The organism is Streptomyces sp. NPDC057939, assembly GCF_042887545.1.
In the GTDB taxonomy this organism is placed as follows: Bacteria; Actinomycetota; Actinomycetes; order Streptomycetales; family Streptomycetaceae; genus Streptomyces.
In genome coordinates this window covers 38075-59759 of the sequence record NZ_JBHVPG010000031.1, presented here as the reverse complement: position 1 = coordinate 59759, position 21685 = coordinate 38075, and the positions used below count along the sequence as shown (strand labels likewise).

Below are 21685 nucleotides of genomic sequence, written 5' to 3'. Positions count from 1 at the left end.
CGGGCGTGCGCGCCCCTCAGAACGCCAGGAGCAGGGTGGTCAGGAGGGCGGCCGAGAGGGCGAGTTCCACCGCGCCGACCAGCGGGGGCCTCAGACCGCGGCCCGGGAGGACGGCCGCGCGGACGAGGCAGGCGGTGAAGGGCAGGGCCAGCCACGGGGACAGTGCGCTCGCCGCGGCCAGCGCCACCGCGTGGTAGGCGATCGAGCCGCGCCGGTACGCCCGGGAGCGGCGCTCGCGGATCATCGTCTTGACGTACGGCACGGTACCCGCGAAGTAGAGCAGGCAGGCCAGGGCGGGGCGCCAGTCGGTCGCGGGGTCCGCGCCGCCGAGGCGGGCCGCTACCAGCAGCATGCCGCAGGCCGGGACCACCGCAACGAGGCCGTTGACCAGGGCCCGTTCCCGACCCCGCACCGCGTACCGGGTGTTCACCGCGACGAAGGGCGCGGCCGCCGCGCCCGCGATCAGGAGCCAGGGGTTCAGGAGCACCAGCGGCAGGGCCGCCGCCGCGGCGGCGGCGCCGAGGACCACGGCCGGCCGGCCGTGCCGGGCGGCCGAGCGCAGGCCGCGCGCCCGCAGCCGCAGCCACTGCTGGGCGTGGAAGACGGCGGCGTACCCGAGCAGCCAGGCGGCGAGGAGCAGGACGTGTTCCGGTCCGGGCCGGGGCGCGAGGAAGGTGCCCGCGAGGAAGGGCACGACCAGCATCGCCCAGGCTCCGTGCTGATCGGGGATCCAGCGGTACCCGACGGCTGCCACCACCCGGCCCTCCTCCTGTCGCCGCGCTCCGACCGATGCGCCCGCGGCGCGATTCGCCCACGACCCAGCGCAGTTGGGGTCCCCTCCAGGGTGGACCCGCCGGGCCCGGGAAAGTGTGGAAGGAGGTCACGGGTGGACGGGACCTTTGTCACCGGGTTCGCGGGCGCGGCGGGCGTAGCGTCGTTGCGGGGTCCGTTCCGTCCCGTTTCCCGCCCCGGAGGGTCGTTGTGCACGAGCGTCAGAAGAGCCAGGGCCCTCGGAAGAGCCAGGGTCCTCGGAAGGGCTTGGAGCCCGTGGAGGAGCAGCCGCAGCCGAACGCCGTCGAGTCGCTCGTCAGGGCGGGCAGTTTCTTCACCCGCGCCGAGGTGTCCGACGACCTGCGCACGGTGCACCGGACGGGCGGCCGCGCGGCCGAGGCCTTCTACCGGGACCGGTGGAGCCACGACAAGGTCGTGCACTCCACGCACGGTGTGAACTGCACGGGTTCCTGCCGCTGGAAGGTGTTCGTCAAGGACGGGATCATCACCTGGGAGACCCAGGCCACCGACTACCCGTCCGTCGGTCCGGACCGCCCCGAGTACGAACCGCGCGGCTGCCCGCGCGGTGCCTCGTTCTCCTGGTACTCCTACTCCCCCACCCGGGTCCGGTACCCGCTCGTGCGCGGCACGCTGCTGGAGATGTACCGCGAGGCCAAGGCGCGCCTGGGCGATCCGGTCGCGGCGTGGGCCGACATCCAGGGTGATCCGGAGCGTCGGCGGGCGTACCAGCGGGCGCGCGGCAAGGGCGGTCTGGTGCGCGCCGGCTGGGAGGAGGCGACCGAGATCATCGCGGCCGCGCACGTGCACACCATCGCGGAGCACGGTCCGGACCGGGTCGCCGGCTTCTCGCCGATCCCGGCGATGTCGATGGCCTCGCACGCGGCGGGCGCCCGCTTCCATTCGCTCATCGGCGCCCCGATGTTGAGCTTCTACGACTGGTACGCCGACCTCCCGGTGGCCTCGCCGCAGGTGTTCGGCGACCAGACGGACGTGCCCGAGTCGGGCGACTGGTGGGACGCGGCGTACCTGATGATGTGGGGCTCGAACGTCCCCGTGACCCGTACTCCGGACGCGCACTGGATGACGGAGGCCCGCTACCGGGGCCAGAAGGTCGTCACCGTCTCCCCGGACTTCGCGGACAACACGAAGTTCGCCGACGAGTGGATGCATCCGCACCCCGGAACGGACGGGGCGTTGGCCCTGGCGATGGGGCACGTCGTCCTCAAGGAGTTCTTCGTGGAGAAGGAGACCCCCTTCTTCACCGATTACGTCCGCCGGTACACCGACCTGCCGTTCCTGGTCTCGCTGACGGAGACCGAACGGGGCCTGGTTCCGGGCAAGTTCGTCACGGCCGCCGACCTGGGGCAGGACACCGAGAACGCCGAGTGGAAGACCGTCCTCGTCGACGACGTCACCGGTGAGCCCGTCGTGCCGAACGGCACCCTCGGGCACCGCTGGGGGAAGAACGAGACGCCCGAGTGGAACCTGGACCTCGGGGACACCGTGCCCCGGCTTTCGCTCCTCGGGGAGGGCGGGAGCGCCGAGATCGTCCTGCCGCGCTTCGAGGACGACGAGCGGGGCGGGACCGTGCGGCGCGGGGTGCCCGTGCGGCGGCTCGGTGACCGCCTCGTCACCACGGTCTTCGACCTGATGCTGGCGCAGTACGGGGTCGGCCGCCCGGGCCTGCCCGGCGAGTGGCCCACCGGGTACGAGGACGCCTCGCAGCCCGGCACCCCCGGCTGGCAGGAGTCGCTGACGTCGGTGCCGGCCGCCCAGGCGGCCCGTGTGGCTCGGGAGTTCGCGCGGACGGCGGAGAGCTCCGGCGGGCGCTGCATGATCCTGATGGGCGCCGGCACCAACCACTGGTTCCACTCGGAGACCATCTACCGGTCCTTCCTGGCGCTGCTCACCCTCACCGGTTGCCAGGGCCGCAACGGCGGCGGCTGGGGGCACTACGTCGGCCAGGAGAAGTGCCGTCCGGTCACGGGCTGGGCCACCCTGGCCGCGGCCTCCGACTGGTCTCGGCCGCCGCGCCAGATGATCGGCGCGGCCTGGTTCTACCTGCACACCGACCAGTGGCGCTACGACACCCTGCCCGCCGAGGCGTTGGCCTCGCCGCTCGCGTCGGGCGCCTTCGCGGGGATGACCGGCGCGGACTGCCTGGCCGCGAGCGCCCGCATGGGCTGGATGCCGTCGTACCCGACCTTCGACCGCAACCCGCTGGAGCTCGCGGAGGCCGAGGACCCGGTTGCCGAAACGGTTCGTCGGCTCCAGGACGGCACGTTGGGCTTCGCCGGCGAGGACCCGGACGCCCCGCGCAACTGGCCGCGGGTGCTGAACGTGTGGCGGGCCAACCTCCTCGGTTCCAGTTCCAAGGGCAACGAGTACTTTCTCAAGCACCTCCTGGGCACCCACTCCAACCTCCCCGACGACGGCCCGCGTTGCGAGCCGAGGGACGTCACGTACCGGGAGGCGGACGTCGAGGGGAAGCTGGACCTGCTGATGTCCATGGACTTCCGGATGACGTCCACGACGCTGCTGTCGGACGTCGTCCTCCCGGCGGCGACCTGGTACGAGAAGCACGACCTGTCCTCGACGGACATGCACCCCTTCCTGCACGCGTTCACCCCGGCCGTGGACCCGCCCTGGCAGGCCCGTTCCGACTACGACGCCTTCCTCGCGATCGCCCGCCGCTTCGGCGAGCTGGCCGGGCCCCGGCTCGGCGTCCGCAAGGACCTCGTCGCGACCGCGCTCCAGCACGACACGGCGGGCGGCGAGATGGCCCAGCCCGGCGGGGTGGCCCTGGACTGGTCGAAGGGCGAGTGCCCGCCCGTACCCGGTCGAACCATGTACAACCTGACGGTCGTCGAGCGGGACTACGGGGCGGTCGGTGAGAAGTTCGCCGCGCTCGGCCCGCTCGTGGACCGGCTCGGCGTGACGACGAAGGCCATCACCTACGACGTCGCCGAGGAGGTCACCTACCTCGGCGAGAAGAACGGCCTGGTCAGGGGTGGTGTCGCGGACGGCCGTCCGCGTCTGGACACGGCCCGGCGGGCCTGCGAGGCGATCCTCTCCCTGTCCGGCACCTCCAACGGACGGCTGGCGACCCAGGGGTTCGAGACGCTGGAGAAGCAGGTCGGCACGCACATGGCGCACCTGGCCGCCGAGGCCGAGGGCAAGCGGATCACCTTCGCGGACACGCAGGCCCGTCCGGTCCCGGTGATCACCTCGCCCGAGTGGTCGGGCTCCGAGGCCGGCGGGCGCCGCTACACGGCCTTCACCGTGAACACCGAGCACCTCAAGCCCTGGCACACCCTCACCGGCCGCCAACACTTCTTCATCGACCACGACTGGCTGCACGAGGTCGGGGAGTCCCTCCCCGTCTACAAGCCGCCGCTGAACATGCACACCCTCTACGGGGAGCCCGAGTTGGGCGTCGTCGACGGGAAGACGGTCGCCGTCCGCTACCTGACACCGCACAACAAGTGGGCGATCCACAGCCAGTACCAGGACAACCTGTACATGATGACGCTCGGCCGGGGCGGTCAGACCGTGTGGATGTCCCCGCAGGACGCCGAGGCGATCGGTGTCGCGGACAACGACTGGATCGAGGCGGTCAACCGCAACGGCGTGGTCACCGCCCGCGCGATCGTCTCCCACAAGATGCCGCCCGGCACGGTCTACATGAACCACGCGCAGGAGCGGACCGTCGGCGTCCCGAAGACGGAGAAGACCGGCCGCCGCGGCGGCATCCACAACTCGCTGACCCGGGTGATGCTCAAGCCCACCCACCTGATCGGCGGCTACGCCCAACTGACCTGGGCCTTCAACTACCTCGGCCCGACCGGGAACCAGCGCGACGAGGTGACGGTCATCCGCCGCCGCGACCAGAAGGTGGAGTACTGATCCGCATGCGCGTCATGGCACAGATCGCGATGGTCATGAACCTCGACAAGTGCATCGGCTGCCACACCTGTTCGGTCACCTGCAAGCAGGCGTGGACCAACCGGCAGGGCACCGAGTACGTCTGGTTCAACAACGTGGAGACCCTCCCCGGCCAGGGCTACCCGCGCCGCTGGGAGGACCAGGAGAAGTGGAAGGGCGGCTGGGAGCGCACCCGCTCCGGCCGGCTGCGGCTGCGGGCCGGTGGGCGCCTCGCCAAGCTGGGCAAGATCTTCGCGAACCCGGACCTGCCGGGGATCGACGACTACTACCAGCCGTGGACCTACGAGTACAAGAACCTCACCGAGGCCCCGGCCGGCGACGACATGCCCACGGCCCGGCCCGTCTCCCAGATCACCGGCGAGCCCATCGACACGATCGAATGGGGCCCGAACTGGGACGACAACCTCGGTGGCGCCCCCGCGCACGCGCCGAGGGACCCGATGGTGGAGAAGATCCGCGACGAGGTGGGCGAGAAGATCCGCTTCGAGTTCGAGCAGAGCTTCATGTTCTACCTCCCGCGGATCTGCGAGCACTGCCTGAACCCGGCGTGCGTCTCGTCCTGCCCCTCGGGCGCGATGTACAAGCGCGAGGAGGACGGCATCGTCCTCGTCGACCAGGACCGCTGTCGCGGCTGGCGGATGTGCGTGACGGGCTGCCCTTACAAGAAGGTCTACTTCAACCACCACACCGGCAAGGCCGAGAAGTGCACGTTCTGCTTCCCGCGCATCGAGGTCGGGATGCCCACCGTGTGCTCCGAGACCTGCGTGGGCCGGATGCGCTACCTCGGCGTGATGCTGTACGACGCCGACGCGGTCGCGCGGGCCGCGGCCGTCGAGGACGAGCACGACCTGTACCCCGCCCAGCTGGACTGCTTCCTCGACCCCCACGACCCGGCCGTGGCCGCGGCCGCCCGCGAGGCCGGCATCACCGACGAGTGGCTGGAGGCGGCCCGCGAGTCCCCCGTGTACGACCTGATCGCCACCTACCAGGTCGCGCTCCCCCTCCATCCGGAGTACCGCACCATGCCGATGGTCTGGTACGTCCCCCCGCTGTCCCCCGTCGTCGAGGCGGTCGCCGCCACCGGCAGCGACGGCGAGGACGCGGGCAACCTGTTCGGGGCGATCGACGCGCTGCGCATCCCCGTCGAGTACCTGGCGGCGATCCTCACGGCGGGCGACACGTACGCCGTCGAGGCGGTGCTGCGCCGGATGGCGGCCATGCGGGCCTACATGCGGAAGATCAACCTCGGCGAGCCGAAGGACGAGTCCATCGCCGCCGCGGTCGGGCTGACCGGCCACGAGATGGAGGACATGTTCCGGCTGCTGGCCATCGCCAAGATCGAGGACCGGTACGTGGTCCCCACGGCCGCCCGCCCCGAGGCGGACGCGCTCGCCGACACCCACCCGCTCGACGCCGGCTGCCCCGTGGGCGAGCCCGCGCAGCCCCGCGTGATGCTCAACCTCAGTCCCACCAGGAGGAGTTCGTGAACCCCCATGGCCTGGTACGCCTGGTCGCCGGCTGCGTCCTGCAGTACCCGGGCGAGCACTTCCACGACGAGCTCCCCCGGCTCCGGGCGGCCCTCGCCGGGGCACCCGCCGAACCGGCCGCGCTGCTCGGAGCGTTCCTCGACCACACCGAACGGCTGCGGCCGATCGAACTGTGCGCCGAGTACACCTCCACGTTCGACACCCGCAACCGGCGCTGCCTGTACCTGACCTGGTGGACCGACGGCGACACCCGCCGGCGGGGGCTGTCCCTCGTCCGACTCAAGCGGATCTACCGGGACTTCGGCCTGGAGTTCGCCGGCGAGGAGCTCCCCGACTTCCTGCCGGTGGCCCTGGAGTTCGCGGCGCTGCGGGAGGAGGCCGGTACCGAGCTGCTCCAGGAGCACCGGGCCGGGCTGGAGCTCCTGCGCCTCGCGCTCACCGAGTCCGGGTCCCCGTACGCCCGGGTCCTGGAGGCCGTCTGCACCACCCTGCCCGGCACCTCGCCGCAGACCCGGGCGGCGGCGAAGGCGCTGGCGCGCAACGGGCCGCCGCAGGAGCTGGTGGGCGCGGGCTCGGCCCTCGAACCATTCGGGCCGGGCATCGATCCGCCGCAGGACCTCCCGGCCGACTTCCCGGCGGTGCTCGCGGGCGGCTTCCCGCCCGGCCGGACCGCCGACCTCCCCTGGCCCACCACCGGAAGGAAGACGGCCTGATGGACCTCCTCCTGTGGGGCGTGCTGCCGTACGTCTCGATCGCCCTGCTCGTCGCGGGGACCGTCTGGCGGGCCCGGTACGACCAGTTCGGTTGGACCACCCGCTCCTCGCAGTCGCACGAGTCCCGGCTGCTGCGGATCGGCTCCCCGCTCTTCCACTTCGGCATGCTCTTCGTCGTCCTGGGCCACGTCGTGGGCCTGCTCGTCCCGATGGACTGGACCGACGCCCTCGGGCTGAGCGACCACGCCTACCACCTCCTCGCCGTCTCCACCGGGGCCGTCGCGGGCGTCGCGGCCGCCACGGGCATCGGGATCCTGGTGTACCGGCGGTTCAAGGTCCCGGCCGTCCGCCGGGCGACCCTGCGCGGCGACCACCTGATGTACACGTTCCTGCTCGGAGCGATGGCCCTCGGGCTGACCGCCACCCTCCTCAACTCGACCGGGCGGACCGGCGGATACAACTACCGCGAGGGCGTCTCGGTCTGGTTCCGCAGCCTGTTCACCCTCACCCCCGAATACGGGTTGATGGCCGGCTCCCCGCTGGTCTTCAAGCTGCACGTCCTGTTCGGCCTCACCCTGTTCGCGCTGATCCCGTACTCGCGGCTGGTGCACATGTTCTCCGCGCCGCTGAAGTACCTGGCCCGGCCCTACGTGGTCTACCGGCGGCGCGATCCCCGGCAGACGGCGAACCGCCCGCAGAGGCGGGGCTGGGAGCGGCTGTCATGAGGCCGCCCACCGTCGTGCGCCGGCCCCGGCACGCGGTTGCCGAACGTCCGTTCCTGGTCATCTGGGAGGCCACCCGGGCCTGCCCGCTGGCCTGCCTGCACTGCCGGGCCGAGGCGCTGACGGCGCGCGACCCGCGCGAGCTCGACGGGGCGGACGCGCGCCGGGTGATGGACCAGAGCGCCGCCTTCGGCCGGCCCGGCCCGTTGTTCGTGATCACCGGCGGGGACCCCTTCCAGCGCGCCGACCTCACGGATCTGATCGCGTACGGGACCTCGCTCGGGCTGCGGGTCGCCGTCTCCCCCTCGGGGACCCCGACCCTGACCCGGGAGAACCTGGAAGCCGTCCGGGACGCCGGCGCGGTGGCGCTGTCGCTGTCGCTGGACGCCTCCACCGCCGCCCGGCACGACGCCTTCCGGGGCGTCCCCGGCGTGTACGAGCGGACCCTGGAGGGCTGGCGGGCAGCCCGCGAACTGGGCATGAAGGTGCAGGTCAACACGACGGTCTCGCGTGAGAGTCTGGAGGACCTCGCCGACATCGCGGCCCTCGTACGGCGCGAGGGCGCGATGCTGTGGTCCGGCTTCCTCCTGGTGCCGACCGGCCGCGCGCGGGACCTGGACCCGCTCACCCCGGCGGAGATCGAGGACGTGCTGCACTTCCTCCACGACTGCGGCGCGGTGATGGCCACCAAGACGACGGAGGGCCACCACTTCCGCCGGGTCGCGCTCCAGCGGACCGTGCTCGACGCGCGCGGCGAGCGCCCCGACCTCGGCCCGCTGTACGAGCGGCTGCGCGCACGCGCCGACGACCTCGGGTTCTTCGAGGGCGCGCGGCGGGCCGTGCGCCGGGCCCCGATGGACGTCTCCTCGGGGCGCGGCTTCGTCTTCGTCTCGCACACCGGCGAGGTGCACCCGAGCGGCTTCCTGCCGCTGTCCGGCGGCAACGTCAAGGACCGCACGCTGGCCTCGGTCTACCGGGAGTCGCGGCTGTTCACCGAGCTGCGCGATCCGGCGCTGCTGCGCGGCCGTTGCGGGGCGTGCGAGTACAAGGCGGTGTGCGGGGGCTCGCGGTCGCGGGCGTACGGCACCACCGGGGACGTGCTGGCGGCCGATCCGTACTGCGCGTACGAGCCGGGCAGCTTCCCGTACCCGGGGGACGTGGCGGCCCTGACCGAAAGCACGATGCGCTGAGCCCCACCCGTCCCATATGTTTCAAATGGGAACATATCGTCCACGGCCGCAGGAGAAGACAATGCGTTCAGTGATCGTCGTCGGTGGCGGCATCAGCGGTCTGGCGGCCGCCTGGCAGCTGCGCGGTCGCGCGGACGTCACCGTCCTGGAAGGACAGGCCCGGGTCGGCGGCAAGCTGCGCACGGGCACCATCGCCGGCATCACCGTCGACGAGGGCGCCGAATCACTGATGGCGCTGCGGCCCGAGGCCGTGGAACTGGCCGCGGCCGTCGGGCTCGGCAACGCCCTGCGCGACCCGGCCCAGTCCCCCACCACCATCTGGACCGACGGCGCCCTGCGTCCGCTGCCCGCCGGACACGTGATGGGCATACCCACCGACCCGGCCGCCCTGATCGGCACCGGACTGCTCTCCCCGGAGGGCGTCCGACGCGCCGCGTCGGAGGAGACCCTCCCGGCCGCCCCGCTCACCGAGGACTGCTCGGTCAGCGCCTACCTCGGCGCCCGCCTCGGCCAGGAGGCGGTCGACCGGCTGGTCGAGCCGCTGCTGGGCGGCGTCTACGCCGGCCGCGCGGACCGGCTCTCGCTGCGCGCCGCGATGCCCCGGATCGCGGCCCTCGCCGAACAGGGCGCCCCGCTGCTGCCCGCCCTGCGCCGGATGCGGGCCGCGGGCGCGCCCCGCTCGGCCGCGGTGGCCGTCCAGGGCGTGGCCGGCGGCACGGGCCGCTTCCCGCAGGCCGTGGCGCGGGCGTGCGGCGCGCGCATCCTCACCGGTACGACGGCCCGCTCCCTGCACCGCCTGCCGGGCGGCGGCTGGCGCGTACAGGCGATGACCTCCGACGGCCCGCTGACGATGGACGCCGACGCCGTGATCCTCGCGCTCCCCGCCTTCGCAGCCGCCGAACTGCTGCGACCCCACTCCCCCCTCGCCGAGGAGGAACTGGCGGCCATCCCGCACGCCTCGACCGCCGTCGTCACCATGGCCTTCTCCCGGGCCCGGTCCCACTTCCTGCCGCAGGGCAACGGGTTCCTCGTCCCGGCCGTGGACGGCCACACGATCAAGGCCGCCTCGTTCCTGTCCAACAAGTGGGCCTGGCTGCACGACTCGGCCCCCTCGGTGTTCGTGCTCCGCGCCTCCATCGGTCGGATCGGCGAGGACGAACTGCTGGACCGGCCCGACCGGCACCTGGTGCGCACCGCCATCGCCGAACTCCACCACGCGGTGGGACCGATGGGCGAACCGCTCGCCGCCCGCGTGACCCGCTGGGACCGGGGCCTGCCGCAGTACGGCGTCGGCCACCGGGAACGGGTGACGCGGATCCGCGAGGCCGTCGGGAAGCTGCCCGGCATCGCGGTGTGCGGGGCGGCCTACGAGGGCGTGGGCGTCGCGGCCTGCGTGGCGACGGGCCGCAACGCCGCGAAGGAGGTCCTGGCCGACGACTGACGCCGGTGCCGGCAGGACGGGCCGCCGGACCCCCGAACGGCCCACGGCGCGGGCGGAGCGGCCACGACCCCCGCAGGATGGGGAACATGCCGAGAAACGCCCTGCGGAACGCCGCTGCCGCCGCCCTCGCCGCCGCGCTGCTCACCACCGCCGCCTGTTCCGACGGGGGCGGCACGAAGAAACCCGGCGCCGACGGCTCCGGCGACGTCAAGCCCCTCAAGTGGGGCGAGTGCGAAGCCCCCACCGCCCTCCAGGGCGGTGGCCCGGCGCCCGCCAAGGACTGGCAGTGCGCCACCCTCGACGTGCCGCTGGACTACGCGGACCCCGGGGGCGAGACGATCCCGATCGCGCTGATCCGCGCCAAGGCCCGGGACCAGAAGAACCGGATCGGCTCGCTCGTCTTCAACTTCGGCGGTCCGGGCGGCTCCGGCATCGCCACCCTCCCCGGCGCGGCCAAGGAGTTCGAGGCCCTGCGCGACCGGTACGACCTGGTCAGCTTCGACCCCCGGGGCGTGGGCGACAGCGCCCCCGTCCGGTGCGAGACCGACAAGCAGTTGGACGCGTACTACGCCCAGGACTCCTCCCCGACCACCCCCGCGCAGGAGAAGGCGTACCTGGACAGCATCAAGGAGTACCAGAAGGCCTGCCGGGCGAACTCGGGCCAGGTCCTGCCCTACGTCGGCACCGAGAACGCCGCGCGCGACCTGGACCGGATCCGTCAGGCCCTCGGCGACGAGAAGCTGAACTACTTCGGCATCTCCTACGGCACCGAACTCGGCGGGGTCTACGCGCACCTCTTCCCCAAGAACGTCGGCCGGGCCGTCTTCGACGCCGTCGTGGACCCGACGCAGACCTCCGAACAGGGCTCGCTCGGCCAGGCCAAGGGATTCCAGCTCGCCCTCGGCAACTTCGCGCAGGACTGCGTGGACCGGGGCGACGCCTGCCTGCTCCAGGGCAGCACCGCCAAGGAGATCGAGGAGAACGTCATCAAGCTCCAGAAGTCGCTGGCCGCCAAGCCCATCGCGGGCATCGGCGACCGGCAGCTCACGGAGAGCGCGGCGACCAACGGCATCGCGCAGGCCCTGTACTCCAAGGAGCTGTGGCCGCTGCTGGAGCAGGGCCTCGACGAGGCGGAGGGCGGCCAGGGCCAGCTGCTGATGGCACTGTCGGACTCCCTCAACGGGCGTGACCAGCAAGGCCGTTACAGCAACATCATGGCCGCGAACACGGCCATCAACTGCGCCGACTCCAAGGAGCGCTACACCCTGGAGCAGACCAGGGCCAAGCTCCCGGAGTTCCGTGCGGCGTCGCCCGTCTTCGGTGACTTCCTCGGCTGGGCCATGCTGAGCTGCACCGACTGGCCCGTGGCGGGCGCCTGGGAGACCCCGGACGTCTCCGCCCCCGGCTCCGCCCCGATCCTGGTGATCGGCAACACCGGAGACCCGGCGACCCCGTACGAGGGGGCCCGCAAGATGGTGGAGCGGCTCGGCGAGGGCGTGGGCGTGGAACTGACGTACAAGGGCGAGGGGCACGGCGCCTACAACAGCGGCGACCCCTGCGTGCAGAAGGCGGTGAACGGCTACCTGTTGGACGGGAAGGTGCCGACCGCCAACTCCGTCTGCACGGCGGTCCCGGACGCCACGAAGACCCCCGACGGACCGCAGGCCTCGGAGAGCACCTGAGCCCCGCACACCCTGACCCCGGGACCCCGGGAACGCGAACGGGGCCGTACCGCGCGGACGCGGTACGGCCCCGTCGGGGCGTTTCGGGGACCTGGGTCTCCCCGGTCGTCCTAGTAGATCGGCTTCTCGGGCTCGATCTGGTGGACCCAACCGATGACGCCGCCACCGACGTGCACCGCGTCGGCGAAGCCCGCGGACTTCAGGACGGCGAGGACCTCCGCACTGCGGACACCCGTCTTGCAGTGCAGGACGATGCGCTTGTCCTGAGGCAGGTCCTGGAGGGCCGTGCCCATCAGGAACTCGCCCTTCGGGATCAGCTTCGCGCCGGGGATCGAGACGATCTCGTACTCGTTGATCTCGCGGACGTCGATGATCTCGATCGGCTCGTCGTTGTCGATCCACTCCTTGAGCTGCTTGGGAGTGATCGTCGAACCCGCGGCGGCCTCCTGGGCCTCCTCCGACACGACGCCGCAGAAGGCCTCGTAGTCGATGAGCTCCTTGACGGTCGCGTTCGGACCGCACACCGCGCAGTCGGGGTCCTTGCGGACCTTGACCTGGCGGTACTGCATCTCCAGGGCGTCGTAGATCATCAGGCGGCCGACCAGCGGCTCGCCCACGCCCGTGAGGACCTTGATGGCCTCGGTGACCTGGATGGACCCGATGGACGCGCAGAGCACGCCCAGCACGCCGCCCTCGGCGCAGCTCGGGACCATGCCCGGCGGCGGCGGCTCCGGGTACAGGCAGCGGTAGCACGGTCCGTGCTCGGACCAGAAGACCGAGGCCTGGCCGTCGAAGCGGTAGATCGAACCCCACACGTACGGCTTGTTCAGCAGCACGCAGGCGTCGTTGACCAGGTAACGGGTGGCGAAGTTGTCCGTGCCGTCGACGATGAGGTCGTACTGGCTGAAGATCTCCATCACGTTCTCGGCTTCGAGCCGCTCTTCGTGAAGGACCACGTTGACGTAAGGGTTGATGCCCAGCACGCTGTCGCGCGCCGACGCGGCCTTCGAACGGCCGATGTCCGCCTGGCTGTGGATGATCTGGCGCTGCAGGTTCGACTCGTCGACCTCGTCGAACTCCACGATGCCCAGCGTGCCGACGCCGGCCGCGGCCAGGTACATGAGGGCGGGCGAACCGAGGCCGCCGGCGCCCACCGCGAGCACCTTGGCGTTCTTCAGGCGCTTCTGCCCGTCCATCCCGACATCGGGGATGATCAGGTGACGGGAGTACCGACGGACCTCGTCAACGGTGAGCTCAGCAGCTGGCTCTACCAGGGGTGGCAGCGACACGGGGGCTCCAGGCGGGTCATCCCCGCGGTCACGGGGAGCATCAAAGGCTAGTTATGTCCCGTAACACTGCCACGCTCCACTTCATTCCGAGACACTCGTCCCGATCCGCGAGACGATTTCGTCCCAGTACCCGGGCATCGAGGCCCACGGGTCCCGATCGCCGGCCCCCCGCCGGTCGGTCAGCCAGACCGTCCCGGCGCCCTGCCAGCGGGCGATCCGGACGGCCTCCTCCAGGTGGGTGCGGGGCACCCCGTGGACGAGGTGGCAGAACCGCTCCGGCGGATGCTCGGCCGTCCACTCCGCCACCTGCGACCAGCGGTAGTCGGCCCAGGCCCCGGAGAAGGTGACCAGCTGGTCGGCGGCCTCCGCGTAGCCCGCGTACGGGTGGGTGCCGTGCCCGAGGACGATGAGCAGGTCCTCGCCGAGCCCGCGCAGCGTGTCCGCGACCCGGCGGACGAAGGCCAGTTCCGACCGGTCGGCGGGCACGTCGGCGAGGTAGAAGCCGCCCACCCCGTACCAGTCGCGGAACCGGTGCGCGTCGGCGATCAGCTCCGCGAAGGGCCGCGAACCGTCTCGCATCGCGAGATGCCCGAGGAGGCGGGGCCCCCCGGCCCCCGGGGCCCGCAGCTTCGCGGCCGCGTCACCGCAGTGCGGGTCGGGGCGCCCTCCCGGACCCTCCGTGACGTTGAGGACCGCCCAGTGCAGGGGCGTCCCGGGCCGGGTGAGCTCGGCCCATTCGACGGGGGCCAGCAGGGGATGGGCATAGCCCGGGGCGCCGAGACCGAGGCGGCCGGCCCCGGTCGCGGCCGCCGCCGGGCTTCCGGGCGGCGTGGTCAGATGCGGCACGCCGCCTCCATCCAGATGTCCGCCAGGGATTCCTCCAGGTTGATGCGCGGCCGCCAGCCGAGCCGGTCGCGGGCGGTGCGCACGTCGGCCTGCTGCCAGGCGCCGCAGCCGTCCGGGTACGGGTAGGGCTGCGGGGCGGTCCCGGCGAGCTGCTCGGCGGTCGCCTCGGAGCGCGGCGAGCCGATGGCCGCGAGTCCCGGCGGCCGGCCGGGGTGCCCGTGCTGCTGGGGCAGGTCGAGTTCGTGCAGGGCGCCCCCGTACCCGGCGACCCGGGCGAGGACGGCCGCGGCGTCGCGCAGCCGGACCGCGCGGCCGGTGCCGATGTTGACGACGCCCTGCGCCGCGGACAGCGAGGCGGCGTGCACGGCCCGGGCGACGTCCCGTACGTCGACGAAGTCGCGCTGCACGCCGAGGCCGCTCAGCTTGAGCTCGCCGTCCCCGGACTGCATGGCGCGCCGCATGGCCTCGGCGAGCCGGCCGAGCGGGGAGCCGGCGGGGGTGCCGGGGCCGACGGGCGAGAAGATCCGCAGGACCACGGCGTCCAGCCCGGATCCGAGGACGAGCTCGGTGGCGGCCAGCTTGCTGACGCCGTACGGCCCGCCGGGTCTCGGCACGGCGTCCTCGGCCGTGGACGAACCGGGCTGGCTGGGCCCGTACTCGGCGGCGCAGCCGAGTTGGACGAGCCGGGCGCCGCAGCCGCTGCGGCGCAACGACTCGCAGATGGTGGCGACGGCGACGGTGTTGTGCCGGGTGAGTTCCCGGGCGCCGCCGCGGGTGGCGCCCGCGCAGTTGATGACGACGCCCGGGTGGACGGCGTCGAGGAAGCGGGTGAGCGCGCCGGGGCTGCCCGTGGCGAGGTCGAAGCGGACGTCGGCGTCGTCCCCGCGGCCGAGGGCGGTGAGCTGGACGGCGGGGTCGGCGAGCAGTCGGTCCGCGACGTAGCGGCCGAGGTACCCGTTGGCTCCGATCAGCAGCACCCTCATCGCGCCGCCCCTTGGTTGTTTGGCTGGCCGGTCATCCTGTTTCTCCTTGGTGGTGGGGTTCGGTAGGGGATACGGCGCTCCGGCGTCGGCTCCGAAGCTCAGGGACGCGCGTGGGCCGAGGCCCGGGACAGCGCGAGGAAGGCGTGTACGAGGAGTCCCGCCGCGGCGGCCGTCACCACCGCCGGGTCCGGGACCAGGGCGAGGGCCAGAGCCACGGCCACGGGTGCGCGGTGGGCGCCGTGGCCGAGCAGCAGACGGGCCAGGAACAGCAGCACCGCGAGCGGCACGGCCGCCGCGAGGGGGGCTCCGATCACCGCGGCCGCCCCCGTGGCGGCCGCGGTGAACAGCAGGAGGGTCCCGGCGAGCAGGGGCCGCGCCCCGTCGGCGAAGTCATCCAGGGCCCGGCTGGCGGCGAGCCGGCGGCGGGCGCCGGCCGCGAAGAGGAGACCGGCCAGGTGTCCGGGGGCGACGGCGAGGGCGAGGGCGGCACCGAGGGCGGGTCCGTGCCGGTGCACGGCCCAGCCTACGGCGGCCGCGCCGACCAGGTGGGCGACCCAGGGGAACCGGCCGCCGGCGGCGCGCCCGGGCAGGACCAGGGCCCCGGCGGTGACGAGCGCCGCGAGGGGGCCCGCCCACGGCGTCCCGGTGGCGGCCGCGCCCACCGCGACGGCTCCGGGCAGCAGGGAGTACCCGACTCCGCGCAGGGTGCGCCCGGACGCCGCCCGGGCGGCCGGCGCCGGCGCGGTCGGAGCGGGGCGGGCCTCGTCCCGGGGGGTGCGGGCGTACAGCTCCTCGGCGAGGGAGAAGACGTCGCGGTGGCGGAACCGGGCCGCGGTGCGGTCGGTGATGCCGTGCGCTTCGAGTCCGGCGGCGATCTCCAGCGGGTCGACGGCCCGCTCGCAGAGTTCCCGGTGGCGGTGCAGCAGCGACTTGACGGGGTCCCCGGCGGCGGTCCGCCGCCGGGGCGCCCGCGGGTCCTGGCCGTCGGGTCCCGTGAGGGGGCGGGGGGCGGCGGGGCCGGGGCCCGTTTCGGCCGCGGGCTTCGCGGCCGGTGCGCCGGGTGCGATCGGCGCCGTGGGTGCGCCGCCGGGGCCGTGCGCGTCGCTCGCGAGGGGGCCGTGGTCGAGGGTGGTCACGCGGTGGCCTCCGTGATCCCGGAGGCGCCGCCGGTGGAACCGGGTGCCGCCCAGGTGGGGGTGGTCCAGTGGCCGGGGACCCGGGCTTCCGCGGGTTGCTCGAAGGGGATCTCCCCGTCGGGCCGGGCGGAGCCGCGGGCCAGCAGCCGCAGGTAGATGTCCTGGAAGGCGGTGACGTTCTGTTCGACGGTGAACAGTTCGAGGGCGCGGGCCCGGGCGGCCGAGCCCAGCCGCTGGGCCCGTTCGGGTTCGCCCAGCAGCGCGAGGCAGGCGTCGGCGAGGGCGCGGGGGTTGCGGGGCGGGACGACGAGCCCGGTGCCGCCGATGACCTCGCGGACGGCGCCGACGTCGGTGGAGACGGTGGCCCGGCCGCAGAACATGGCTTCGGCGAGGGTGATGGGGAACCCCTCGATCACCGAGGACAGCACCACGATCCGTCCGGCTCCGTACGCGTCGGCGGGAGTGGGCGCCTCGGGACCGCCGACCTCCTCGAAGGTGACGGGGCTCTCCCCCACCGTGCGGGCGTCGGCGGCCTCGTCGGGGAAGAGCTGCGCGGCCAGCGAACGGCAGTCGGCGAGGTAGCCGAGGGCCGCGGCGCCGGGCGCGACGGCCGTGGCGAAGATCCGCAACCGGGCCCGCGGGGCGGCCCGGCGGACCTCGGCGAAGGCGTGCAGCAGGGCGATCAGGTCCTTGGCCGGGTCGACCCTGCCGACCCACACCAGGGTGTCGGGGTCGCCGCAGTCCGGCTCCTCGCCGACGGCGGCGAATCGGTCCGCCTCCATCCCCGGGTAGACGGTGCGCAGCCGGTCGCGGGGGGCGCCGCAGCGCTCCTGCCAGCGGCGGGCGTGGGCGTTGCCGGGGGTCAGCAGGTCGGCCCGGGCGTAGATCTCGCCGGCGAGCCGGGTGTGAAAGGCGGCGAGCAGGGCGCGGAGCGCGGGCCGGGTGTCGTCGGTGTCGGCCAGGTAGTGGGAGCGCAGTTGCACCCCGTACTCGGTGACCAGGAGCGGGACCCCGAAGAAGCGTTTGGCCAGCAGGCCGGGGAGCGCCGCGACCCCGCCGGCGGCGGCGTGGCAGACGTCGACCGCGCCGAGGCCCTCGTCGCCGTCCTCGTACCAGTCGAGGGACAGCGGGCGCAGCGCCCGTTCCAGTTCGTCGACGAACTCCAGCAGGTCCGGGACCTGTGCCAGTTGGACGGCGCGGGCCGCGCCGCGTGACCGGCAGGCGGACTCGACCGTGCGCACGGCCGTCTCGGAGCGCAGGGCGGCGTACATCCCGCCCTGGTCGCGGGCGAGTTCGGCAAGGTCGTAGAGCCCGGTGGCGAAGGGCTCGCCCTCGCCGGCGCAGACGCCCCGGACCAGTTCCCCGAAGGCTTCGGTGAAGCGGCGCCGTTCGCGGCGGGAGTGGGTGCGCCCGTCGTCCGCGGGGGCCCACAGCGGGGCGGTCCGGACGCGGGTGACGTGGTCGGGGAGCCGGACGCGGCCGTGCTCCTCCTGACGGGCGCTGCGGCTCAGCGCGTAGAGCTCGAACTCGTGCTGCGGGAGACCGCGCACGAGCCGGTCGCACCACAGCCTCGCCTCTCCGGCCGCATACGGATAACCGCCTTCCGTGAGCAGTGCGATCCGCACGAGTGGCACCCCCGATCTCCCGTTCAGGGGGTCGCCGTCGGCCCGGCGACCCGCCGCGGAAGAACTCAAGCGGATATGCCGAAGGCGCGACGGACGGTTGTCCGTCGCGCCACCGGAAGGGGTGAAGAGTCGTAACTTTCCCGTACGGTTCGCGTTCGAGCACGCTAGGAAAGGGTGTCTCCCCGGCCTCTCCCGCACTCCCCCGAACGCGCCCCGAACGCCCCGGGGCGCCCCCGGAGACGCGCCCTAGGCGATGGCCTCCTGACGCGCGGAGCGGCGGCCGGCGGCCAGTGCCGGGTCGAGGGCCGGTACGGCGTCGAGCAGCCGGCGCGTGTACGGGTGGGCGGGTCGGTCGTAGACCCGGTCCACGGGGCCCTCCTCGACGATCAGGCCGCCGCGCATGACGGCGACCCGGTCGCTGACCTGCCGGACCACCGCCAGGTCGTGCGCGATGAAGACGAGCGCGATGCCCAGCTCCCGCTGGAGCTCCGCCAGCAGGGCCGTGACCTGGGCCTGGGTGGTGACGTCGAGGGCGGAGACCGGTTCGTCGCAGACGATCAGCCGGGGTCGGGGGGCGAGAGCGCGGGCGATGCCGACGCGCTGGCGCTGGCCGCCGCTGAACTCGTGCGGGTAGCGGTCGTGGTGTGCGGCCTCCAGTCCGACGCGGGCGAGGAGTTCGCCGACCCGGGAGCGGATGGCGTCCTCGTCGCGCTCGCCGGCGGCGCGCAGCGGGTCGGCGATGGACTCCCCGACGGAACGGCGCGGGTTGAGGGAGGACACCGGGTCCTGGAAGACCATCTGGGCACCGGCCGCCACGCCCCTGACCTCGGCGCCGGCGTGCCGGACCTGTCCGGAGGTGGGCGCCAGCAGTCCGACGAGCATCCGTCCGAGGGTGCTCTTGCCGCTGCCGCTCTCCCCGACGATGCCCAGCGTCTCCCCTTCCCGCACGGCGAGGGACACGCCCCCGACGGCGGTGACCCGGCGCCCGCCCCGGCCGAACTCCCGGGTCAGAGCGAGGGCCTCGACGGCGGGCGCGGATTCGGCGGGGGCGGCCCGCAGCCGGGGCGGGCGGGGCGTGTCGAGCCGGGGCACTGCGGCCAGCAGGGTCCGCGTGTAGGGCGCTTCCGGCGCGGAGAGGACCTCGGCGACGGGCCCCCGTTCGACGGCGGAGCCGTCCCTCATGACGAGCAGGTCGTCGACGCTCTCGGCGGCCACTCCCACGTCGTGGGTGACCAGCAGCAGACCGAGTCCGCGTTCCTCGCGCAGTCCGTGCAGCAGGTCCAGGATCTGCGCCTGGACGGTGACGTCGAGCGCGGTGGTCGGTTCGTCGGCGATCAGCAGGCGCGGCTCGCAGGCCAGGGCCATCGCGATGAGGGCGCGTTGGCGCATGCCGCCGCTGAACTCGTGGGGCCGGGAGCGGGAACGTCGTACGGCGTCGGGGATGCCCACGCGGTCCAGGACCTCGACGGCCCGCTTCCGGGCGGCCCGTCGGGAGCCTCCCGCGTGGACCCGGTACACCTCGGCGATCTGGTCGCCGACGGCGTAGTACGGGTCCAGGGCGCCGAGCGGGTCCTGGAAGACCATCGCGGCGACCGAGCCGCGCAGTCGGCGCAGGTCGGTGGCGGACGCCGTGCCCACGTCGGTGCCGTCGACGCGGACGGTTCCGCCGAGGCGGGCGCCCGTGCCGCGGTGCAGCCCGAGCAGGGCGGCGGCCACCGTGGACTTGCCGCTGCCGGACTCGCCGACGATGCCGAGGGCGCGGCCGGGTTCCAGGGTGAAGGAGACGCCGTCGACGGCCCGTACGTGTTCGCCGGGCGCGCCGACCGGGAAGTCGACGACGAGTGCGTCGACCTCCACCAGGAGTTCCGTCATGCGAGGGCCACCCTTCGGTCGGCGACGGCGTACAGCAGGTCGGCGACGGCGCCCGCGATGACGACCGCCGCTCCGATGGTGAGGACGACGCCCACGACCACGGGCAGGTCGACGACGCGCACGCCGTCGATCAGGGTCTTGCCGAGGCCGGGGATGCCGAAGAGGGATTCGGTGAGGACCGCGCCGCCGATCATGGTGCCGAAGTCCACGGCGCTGAGGGCGATCACGGGGGCGACGGCGCCGCGCACGGCGTGCCGGGTGACGATGGCGCGCTCGCCCACGCCGTAGGCGCGGAAGGTGCGGATGTGGTCCTCCGCGAGCGTTTCCAGGGTCGAACTGCGCGTCAGACGCGCGTACTTGGCGCTTTCGAACAGGCCGAGCGTGAGCCAGGGCAGCAGCAGGTTCCAGGCCCATTGCTCGGGGTCCTCGCCCAGCGGGACGTAGGTCGGGAAGGGCAGCCACCGGAGGTGGGCGCAGATCGCCATGAGCAGCAGCAGGCCGAGGATGAAGACGGGCGTCCCGGTCCCGGCGAGGGTCAGGACGGTCAGGGCCCGCTCGGTGAGGCCGCCGCGGCGCAGCGCGGAGAGCAGTCCGGTGCCGACGCCGATGACGAGCCAGATGACGAGCGCGCCGACGGCGAGCGACAGGGTCGCGGGCAGCCGTTCCAGGAGCAGCTCGGTGACCTGCCGATCGTTCTGGTACGAGAAGCCGAGGCAGGGGGCGTCGCAGTGGAGCAGCAGCCCGGCGCCGCCGGAGTAGTCCCGGCCGACCAGGATTCCCCGGAGGAAGCGCAGGTACTGCACGGTCACGGAGTCGTTCAGGCCGAGTTGCTCGCGGACCTGGGCGATCTGCTGCGGGCTGCAGCGTTCGCCGCAGGCGAGGCGGGCGGGGTCGCCGGGGGCGACGTAGAAGAGGGCGTAGATGACGACGGACAGGGCGAGCAGGACGAGGAGGGCGCCGCCGGTCCGTTTGAGCACGAAGCGGGTCACGCCGTGCGTTCCTTCCTGGTGCCGACCCGCAGGCGCGAGCCCTCGCGCGGGTCGAGGGCCGTGCGGACGGCGTCGCCGAGGACGGTGAAGGCCAGCACGGTGACGAAGAGCAGCCCGGCGGGGAGCAGGACGTAGGCGGGGTCGGCGCGGAACCAGGTCTGCGCGCTGGACAGCATCTGCCCCCACGAGGGGGTGGGGGGCTTGACCCCGACCCCGAGGAAGGAGAGCGAGGCCTCGGCCACCATGGCGCCGGGGACCTTGATCGCCGCGAGGGTGATGACGGGTGCGGCCAGTGCGGGCAGCAGTTCGCGGCGGGCGATCCGCAGGGTGCCGTTCCCGGAGAGCCGGGCGGACTCGACGAAGTCGAGGCCGGTCAGGGCGAGGGTCTGGGCGCGGACCATGCGGGCGGTGCCGCCCCAGTCGAACAGTCCGATGAGCAGGATCAGCAGCAGCTCGCGGGGGAAGTCGGGCGGGACGACGGCGGTGAGGGCGATGCCGATGACCAGCATGGGCAGCGCGATCATCACGTCGGTGAAGCGGCCGATGACCTGGCCGACGAAGCGGTTGCCGAGGGCCGCGGCGAGTCCGACGGCCACGCCGACGGCGATCTGCACGACGGTGGCGCCGAGGGCGACGAGCAGCGAGACCCGCGCTCCGTACAGGAGGCGGGTGAAGAGGTCGCGGCCGGTGCCCGGTTCGACGCCGAGCCAGTGGTCGGCGGAGACGCCGCCGAAGGGGCCGAGGGGAACGCCGCCGCGCGCGGAGTCGACGAGGTCGTCGTGGTAGGCGTTCGGGTCCTGGCCGGTGAGCTGGGCGAACAGTGGTGCGGTGAGGGCGAGCAGGACGAGCAGTGCCAGGACCGCGGCGGCGGCGATCGCCGAGGGGCGGCGCAGCACCCGGCGCAGGACCTGGCGCGCGGCGCCCGCCGCCGGGGTGACGACCCCGGCGGCGGAGACCGGCTTTTCGATCAGGA

The 21685-nt window shown here is 73.4% G+C and carries 16 protein-coding genes; 7 read left to right on the top strand and 9 right to left on the bottom strand.

Annotated features, from left to right (window positions below):
• Positions 1–16 precede the first annotated feature (16 nt).
• Complete coding sequence (locus tag ACFVS6_RS28145; protein ID WP_389708073.1) at positions 17–757, bottom strand: YwiC-like family protein; 741 nt, start codon at positions 755–757, stop codon at positions 17–19.
• Positions 758–1047: 290 nt separating this feature from the next.
• Between ACFVS6_RS28145 and ACFVS6_RS28140 the strand changes: the two genes are divergently transcribed.
• From ACFVS6_RS28140 to ACFVS6_RS28110, 7 genes are all read left to right on the top strand, one after another.
• Positions 1048–4698, top strand: a complete 3651-nt coding sequence (locus tag ACFVS6_RS28140; protein ID WP_389708072.1) for a nitrate reductase subunit alpha — start codon at positions 1048–1050, stop codon at positions 4696–4698.
• Between the two features lie 5 nt (positions 4699–4703).
• Positions 4704–6224: a nitrate reductase subunit beta gene (narH, locus tag ACFVS6_RS28135; protein WP_389708070.1), complete on the top strand. Its 1521-nt coding sequence runs from the start codon at positions 4704–4706 to the stop codon at positions 6222–6224.
• On the top strand, positions 6221–6937 hold the full coding sequence (narJ, locus tag ACFVS6_RS28130) for a nitrate reductase molybdenum cofactor assembly chaperone (protein ID WP_389708068.1): 717 nt from the start codon (positions 6221–6223) through the stop codon (positions 6935–6937). Before narH ends, narJ begins: the two co-directional genes overlap by 4 nt.
• Positions 6937–7662, top strand: coding sequence for a respiratory nitrate reductase subunit gamma (gene narI, locus ACFVS6_RS28125; protein WP_389708066.1), 726 nt, complete (start codon positions 6937–6939; stop codon positions 7660–7662). Before narJ ends, narI begins: the two co-directional genes overlap by 1 nt.
• The gene (locus tag ACFVS6_RS28120; protein WP_389708064.1) at positions 7659–8849 is read left to right on the top strand and encodes a TIGR04053 family radical SAM/SPASM domain-containing protein; all 1191 of its coding nucleotides are present in this window, start codon (positions 7659–7661) and stop codon (positions 8847–8849) included. The genes narI and ACFVS6_RS28120 overlap by 4 nt, the downstream gene beginning before the upstream one ends.
• A gap of 61 nt (positions 8850–8910) precedes the next feature.
• Positions 8911–10290: a protoporphyrinogen oxidase gene (hemG, locus tag ACFVS6_RS28115; protein ID WP_389708063.1), complete on the top strand. Its 1380-nt coding sequence runs from the start codon at positions 8911–8913 to the stop codon at positions 10288–10290.
• Positions 10291–10376: 86 nt separating this feature from the next.
• Complete coding sequence (locus tag ACFVS6_RS28110) at positions 10377–11972, top strand: alpha/beta hydrolase (protein WP_389708061.1); 1596 nt, start codon at positions 10377–10379, stop codon at positions 11970–11972.
• 110 nt (positions 11973–12082) lie between these two features.
• Here the strand turns inward: ACFVS6_RS28110 and moeZ are convergent, their stop codons facing one another.
• The 8 genes from moeZ to ACFVS6_RS28070 all read right to left on the bottom strand — a co-directional run bounded on the left by moeZ (position 12083) and on the right by ACFVS6_RS28070 (position 21683).
• Positions 12083–13261 (bottom strand): adenylyltransferase/sulfurtransferase MoeZ, encoded by a 1179-nt coding sequence (gene moeZ, locus ACFVS6_RS28105; protein ID WP_281209676.1) that lies wholly within the window; start codon positions 13259–13261, stop codon positions 12083–12085.
• Between the two features lie 81 nt (positions 13262–13342).
• Positions 13343–14107, bottom strand: coding sequence for a spherulation-specific family 4 protein (locus ACFVS6_RS28100; protein ID WP_389708059.1), 765 nt, complete (start codon positions 14105–14107; stop codon positions 13343–13345).
• The gene (locus tag ACFVS6_RS28095) at positions 14095–15090 is read right to left on the bottom strand and encodes an NAD-dependent epimerase/dehydratase (RefSeq protein ID WP_389708057.1); all 996 of its coding nucleotides are present in this window, start codon (positions 15088–15090) and stop codon (positions 14095–14097) included. The genes ACFVS6_RS28100 and ACFVS6_RS28095 overlap by 13 nt, the downstream gene beginning before the upstream one ends.
• A gap of 98 nt (positions 15091–15188) precedes the next feature.
• Entirely contained in the window at positions 15189–16226 is a 1038-nt protein-coding gene (locus ACFVS6_RS28090; RefSeq protein WP_389708055.1) for a hypothetical protein, read from the bottom strand.
• The gene (pelF, locus tag ACFVS6_RS28085) at positions 16223–17851 is read right to left on the bottom strand and encodes a GT4 family glycosyltransferase PelF (RefSeq protein WP_389708053.1); all 1629 of its coding nucleotides are present in this window, start codon (positions 17849–17851) and stop codon (positions 16223–16225) included. Before pelF ends, ACFVS6_RS28090 begins: the two co-directional genes overlap by 4 nt.
• A gap of 246 nt (positions 17852–18097) precedes the next feature.
• The gene (locus ACFVS6_RS28080; RefSeq protein ID WP_389708051.1) at positions 18098–19723 is read right to left on the bottom strand and encodes a dipeptide ABC transporter ATP-binding protein; all 1626 of its coding nucleotides are present in this window, start codon (positions 19721–19723) and stop codon (positions 18098–18100) included.
• The gene (locus ACFVS6_RS28075) at positions 19720–20712 is read right to left on the bottom strand and encodes an ABC transporter permease (RefSeq protein WP_389708049.1); all 993 of its coding nucleotides are present in this window, start codon (positions 20710–20712) and stop codon (positions 19720–19722) included. The genes ACFVS6_RS28080 and ACFVS6_RS28075 overlap by 4 nt, the downstream gene beginning before the upstream one ends.
• Complete coding sequence (locus ACFVS6_RS28070; protein WP_389708118.1) at positions 20709–21683, bottom strand: ABC transporter permease; 975 nt, start codon at positions 21681–21683, stop codon at positions 20709–20711. The genes ACFVS6_RS28075 and ACFVS6_RS28070 overlap by 4 nt, the downstream gene beginning before the upstream one ends.
• Positions 21684–21685 lie beyond the last annotated feature (2 nt).

Bases quoted from the DNA above. Each gene is read 5' to 3' on its own strand.
- narI (WP_389708066.1), top strand. From the start codon at position 6,937: ATGGACCTCCTCCTGTGGGGCGTGCTGCCGTACGTCTCGATCGCCCTG.
- narH (WP_389708070.1), top strand. From the start codon at position 4,704: ATGCGCGTCATGGCACAGATCGCGATGGTCATGAACCTCGACAAGTGC.
- hemG (WP_389708063.1), top strand. From the start codon at position 8,911: ATGCGTTCAGTGATCGTCGTCGGTGGCGGCATCAGCGGTCTGGCGGCC.
- ACFVS6_RS28080 (WP_389708051.1), bottom strand. From the start codon at position 19,723: ATGACGGAACTCCTGGTGGAGGTCGACGCACTCGTCGTCGACTTCCCG.
- ACFVS6_RS28110 (WP_389708061.1), top strand. From the start codon at position 10,377: ATGCCGAGAAACGCCCTGCGGAACGCCGCTGCCGCCGCCCTCGCCGCC.
- ACFVS6_RS28095 (WP_389708057.1), bottom strand. From the start codon at position 15,090: ATGAGGGTGCTGCTGATCGGAGCCAACGGGTACCTCGGCCGCTACGTC.
- ACFVS6_RS28120 (WP_389708064.1), top strand. From the start codon at position 7,659: ATGAGGCCGCCCACCGTCGTGCGCCGGCCCCGGCACGCGGTTGCCGAA.